4 protein-coding genes (1 of these 4 running past the window's edge) are annotated in these 4,640 nt (G+C 74.1%); 3 read left to right on the top strand and 1 reads right to left on the bottom strand.

The features are described 5' to 3' along the window. Positions 1-112 precede the first annotated feature (112 nt). Positions 113-832 carry a copper homeostasis protein CutC gene (locus tag ACFXPK_RS21385; RefSeq protein ID WP_385001114.1) on the bottom strand — a complete coding sequence of 240 codons (720 nt, stop codon included), beginning with the start codon at positions 830-832 and terminating at the stop codon, positions 113-115. A 186-nt stretch (positions 833-1,018) separates the two neighbouring features. On the opposite strand from ACFXPK_RS21385, the gene ACFXPK_RS21380 reads away from it, so the two are divergent. The 3 genes from ACFXPK_RS21380 to ACFXPK_RS21370 form a co-directional block, all read left to right on the top strand. Next, positions 1,019-3,352, top strand: a complete 2,334-nt coding sequence (locus ACFXPK_RS21380) for a heavy metal translocating P-type ATPase (protein ID WP_385077641.1) — start codon at positions 1,019-1,021, stop codon at positions 3,350-3,352. 54 nt (positions 3,353-3,406) lie between these two features. Continuing rightward, positions 3,407-4,060 carry a hypothetical protein gene (locus tag ACFXPK_RS21375; protein ID WP_385001104.1) on the top strand — a complete coding sequence of 218 codons (654 nt, stop codon included), beginning with the start codon at positions 3,407-3,409 and terminating at the stop codon, positions 4,058-4,060. 208 nt (positions 4,061-4,268) lie between these two features. Next, positions 4,269-4,640, top strand: partial view of an MFS transporter gene (locus ACFXPK_RS21370; protein ID WP_385077704.1) — the start only. 1,062 nt of this gene lie beyond the right edge of the window; only the first 372 of its 1,434 coding nucleotides appear in the window; its start codon is at positions 4,269-4,271; its stop codon lies off the right edge, out of view.

The raw sequence follows: 4,640 nt of genomic DNA, 5'->3' as shown, positions 1-4,640 counted from the left end.
GCGGGCGGCGGGCGCGGGCGGTCGCGCCGGGGTGGGGGGGGGGGGGGCGCGGCGGGGGGGGGGGGGGCGGCGCGCGGGAACCCGGGCGCGCCCGCCCCGCCCCGGCCACGCGCTACCGGTCGGCCGGCACCGCGTCGAGCGTCGTCCGCCATTCCCGTACCGCTGCCGCCGAGACCGGCGCGGTCCATCCCGAGGGGCGGGCCGCGCCGCCGATGTGGAAGGCCGTCACGCCCGCCGCCCGCAGGACCGGGACCTGGGGCAGGCTCAGGCCGCCACCGGCCATGAGGCGGGCCCCGTAGCCCGGTTCGCCGCGGACCGTCGCCGCCGCTTCGGCCAGGAGGACGGGCAGGCCCTCGGTGACGCCCGCCGGGGAGCCCGCCGTGAGGTACGTGTCCAGGCCGGGCAGGTCCGCGAGGCTCCTGCGCAGGGCGGCGCGGTCGGCCGCGTGGTCGATCGCCCGGTGGAAGGTCCAGCGGCAGCCGTCCAGTTCCGCGATCAGCCGCTCGACCGTGACCAGGTCCGGCGTGCCGTCCGGGTCGAGGAAGCCGAGGACGAACTCGTCCGCGCCCTCGGCCCGCAGCGTCCGCGCCGCCTCGACCAGCGCGTCCGCGCCGTCCGGGCCGCCGGCGTCGAACCCGTCGGTGAGCCGGAGCATCACCCGCAGGGGGATCGGGACGGCCGCGCGGATCTTCGCGAAGGTCGCGACGGCCGGGGTCAGCCCGTCCGCCGCCATGTCGGTGACCAGTTCGAGGCGGTCCGCACCTCCGTTCCGTGCGGCGATCGCGTCCTCCGCGTCGAGGGCGATCACCTCCAGGACTGCGCTCTTGCTCATAAGAGGGGACCTCATTCGTCGGGGAGGGGACGGGGAGATAGGTCTAGTCCAATATTCAAGCCTAAGGGGCCGAACCGATCACGGCCAGCCCTTGAATTGGGTACGGGTGGGGGGTATACAGGAAGGAGTTTCATACCCCTAGGGGGTACGATGGACAACGGTCGAAGAGAGAAGGAGCCGCCGCCCATGAGCACCACCAGGACCACCGGCACCCCGACCGGCCCAGCCCCAGGCTCCACCGCCGAGGTCGAACTCATGATCGGCGGAATGACCTGCGCCTCCTGCGCCGCGCGTGTCGAGAAGAAGCTCAACCGGATGGACGGGGTCGAGGCCACCGTCAATTACGCGACCGAGAAGGCCAAGGTCAGTTACGCCGACGGGCTCTCCGTGGACGATCTGATCGCCACCGTCGAGGCCACCGGCTACACGGCGAAGGAGCCCCCGGCCGCCCGCCCCGTACGCCCCGTACCGACGGCGGACGGCACCGGCGGGAAGCAGGCCGGCGCGGATGCCGAGGCCGCCGAGGACACCGAGAACGACGCCGAGCTGCGGTCCCTGCGCGAGCGCCTGATCACCGCCGTGCTCCTCGCCGTCCCGGTCGTCGCGATGGCCATGATCCCGCCGCTCCAGTTCGACAACTGGCAGTGGCTCTCCCTCACCCTCGCCGCCCCCGTCGTCACCTACGCGGGCTGGCCCTTCCACCGGGCCGCCTGGACCAACGCCCGGCACGGCGCGGCCACGATGGACACCCTGATCTCGATCGGCACCTCGGCCGCGTTCCTCTGGTCGCTGTGGGCGCTCTTCTTCGGCACGGCGGGCATGCACGGCATGACCCACCCCTTCGAGCTGACGGTCGCCCGGGGCGACGCCTCCGGGAACATCTATCTGGAAGCCGCCGCCGGGGTCACCGCCTTCATCCTCGCCGGCCGCTACTTCGAGGCCCGCTCCAAGCGCAAGGCGGGGGCCGCCCTCCGCGCGCTGCTCGACCTCGGCGCCAAGGAGGTCACCGTCCTGCGCGACGGCGGGGAGACCACCGTCCCCACGGCGGAACTGCAGGTCGGCGACCGTTTCCTGGTACGGCCCGGCGAGAAGATCGCCACCGACGGCACCGTCGTCGAGGGCTCCTCCGCCGTGGACGCCTCGATGCTGACCGGCGAGTCCGTCCCGGTCGAGGTGGCCGTGGGCGACGGGGTCACCGGAGCGACGCTCAACGCGGGCGGCCGGCTCGTCGTGGAGGCCACCCGTATCGGCTCCGACACCCAGCTCGCCCGGATGGCGCGCATGGTGGAGGACGCCCAGAACGGCAAGGCGTCCGTCCAGCGCCTCGCCGACCGGATCTCCGCCGTCTTCGTACCGGTCGTGATCGTGCTCGCGCTGGCCACGCTCGGCGGCTGGCTGCTGGCGGGCGGCGGGCCGACCGCCGCGTTCACCGCCGCCGTCGCCGTCCTGATCATCGCCTGCCCGTGCGCCCTCGGCCTGGCCACGCCCACCGCCTTCATGGTCGGTACGGGGCGCGGCGCGCAGCTCGGCATCCTGATCAAGGGGCCCGAGGTGCTGGAGCGGACGCGGCGGGTGGACACCATCGTCCTGGACAAGACCGGCACCGTCACCACCGGCAGGATGACCCTGCTGGCCACGCACAGCGCGGAGGGCACCACCGACGAGGAGGTGCTGCGGCTGGCGGGCGCCCTGGAGCACGCCTCCGAGCACCCCCTGGCCCGCGCGATCGCGGAGGGCGCGGCCGAGCGCGTCGGGACGCTTCCCGCGCCCGAGCAGTTCACCAACGTCCCCGGGCTCGGTGTGCAGGGCGTGGTCGAGGGCCACGCGGTGCTCGTGGGCCGGACGAAGCTGCTCGCGGAGTGGGAGATCCGGCTGCCCGAGGAGCTGGCGCTGCGGAAGTCGGAGGCCGAGGCCGCGGGCCGTACGGTCGTCGCGGTGGCCTGGGACGGCGAGGCGCGGGCCGTGCTCGATGTGGCGGACGCCGTGAAGGAGACCAGCGCGGAGGCCGTACGGCGGCTGCGCGCGCTGGGTCTGACGCCGGTCCTGCTCACCGGTGACCACCGGGCGGTCGCCGCGTCCGTGGCCGCCGAGGTCGGTATCGACGCCGACCGGGTGATCGCCGAGGTCATGCCGGAGGACAAGGCAGAGGCGGTCAGGAAGCTCCAGGCGGAGGGCCGCACCGTGGCGATGGTCGGCGACGGGGTCAACGACGCCGCCGCCCTGGCCCAGGCCGATCTGGGCCTCGCGATGGGCACCGGCACGGACGCGGCGATCGAGGCGGGCGATCTCACGCTGGTACGGGGCGACCTGCGCGTGGCCGCCGACGCGATCCGCCTGGCGCGCCGCACGCTCGGCACGATCAGGGGGAACCTCTTCTGGGCCTTCGCGTACAACGTGGCGGCGCTGCCGCTCGCCGCCGCCGGGCTGCTCAACCCGATGATCGCGGGCGCGGCGATGGCGTTCTCGTCGGTCTTCGTCGTCGGGAACAGCCTGCGGCTGAGGCGCTTCACGGCCTCCTGACCGCACCCCACCCACTGCCGGGGGCCCGGGCCGTGACTGGCCTAGGCTTTCGGCATGCCCGAACCCGCTCTGCGCGACCGCTTCGCGATCACTCTCCGGTCCCTGCTCCCGGACGAGACGGTCCCCGCAACGGCCCCGGACCCGTACCGGTACGCCGACGATCTCCTCGTCCGCTGGGCCGAGCCGCAGCGCAGGTATCACACCACCGACCATCTGACCGCCGTCCTGGACCGGGTCGACACGCTCGCGGAGTACGCGGACGACCCGGCGCTCGTCCGGCTCGCCGCCTGGTTCCACGACGCGGTCTACCGGCCGGACCGCTCCGAGAACGAGGAGCGCTCCGCCCGGCTCGCCGAACGTGCCCTGGCCGAGGCCGGGCTGAGCGCGGAGGGTACGGCCGAGGTCGCCCGGCTCGTCCGGCTGACCGCCGGGCACGCCACGGCGCCCGGCGACCGGAACGGCGCCGTCCTGTGCGATGCCGACCTCGCCGTCCTGGCCTCGGAGCCGGGCGCGTACGCCGCGTACACGACAGCCGTACGGGAGGAGTACGGTTTCGTCCCCGCCCCGGACTTCCGTGCGGGCCGGGCCGCCGTGCTGGAGCAACTGCTCGCGCTGCCGGACCTGTTCCGTACCCCGTACGGCGTGCGGGAGTGGGAGGCGCGGGCGCGCGCGAACATGGCGTCGGAGCTTCGCGGTCTCACCATCTGAACAGATGACGAGCGCCGGAATGTCATGGCCGACGGCACCGGTTGCACCTGGCATGCCCGAATCCGCCGATCCCGGCTCCCCGGCCCCGACCAGCGCCCCCGATCCCGCTTCCGCTTCCCCTTCCGCACCGCCCGCCACGGCGTCCCCGCTGCCCGAGCAGCCCGCCGTGTCCGAACCGCCCGCCGTGTCCGAGCGGTCCTCGGACCGTATGCCGCTGGCCGTCTACATCCTCGGCCTCTCGGTCTTCGCGCTCGGCACCAGCGAGTTCATGCTCTCCGGACTGCTGCCGCCGCTCGCCGCCGACATGGACGTGTCCATCCCGACCGCCGGTCTGCTCATCTCCGCGTTCGCGATCGGCATGGTCGTCGGCGCCCCGCTGCTCGCCGTGGCCACCCTGCGCCTCCCCCGCCGCACCACGCTCATCGCCCTGATCTCGGTCTTCGGCCTCGGCCAGGTCGCGGGCGCGCTCGCCCCCTCGTACGAGGTGCTGTTCGTGTCCCGGGTGGTCAGCGCGTTCGCGTGCGCCGGGTTCTGGGCGGTCGGCGCGGCCGTCGCCATCGCGATGGTGGCGCCGACCGCG

The sequence above is a fragment of the Streptomyces sp. NPDC059142 genome (assembly GCF_042755665.1).
Lineage (GTDB): Bacteria > Actinomycetota > Actinomycetes > Streptomycetales > Streptomycetaceae > Streptomyces.
Note: the sequence above shows the minus strand (reverse complement) of the source record. Positions and strands in the feature narration are given on the sequence as shown.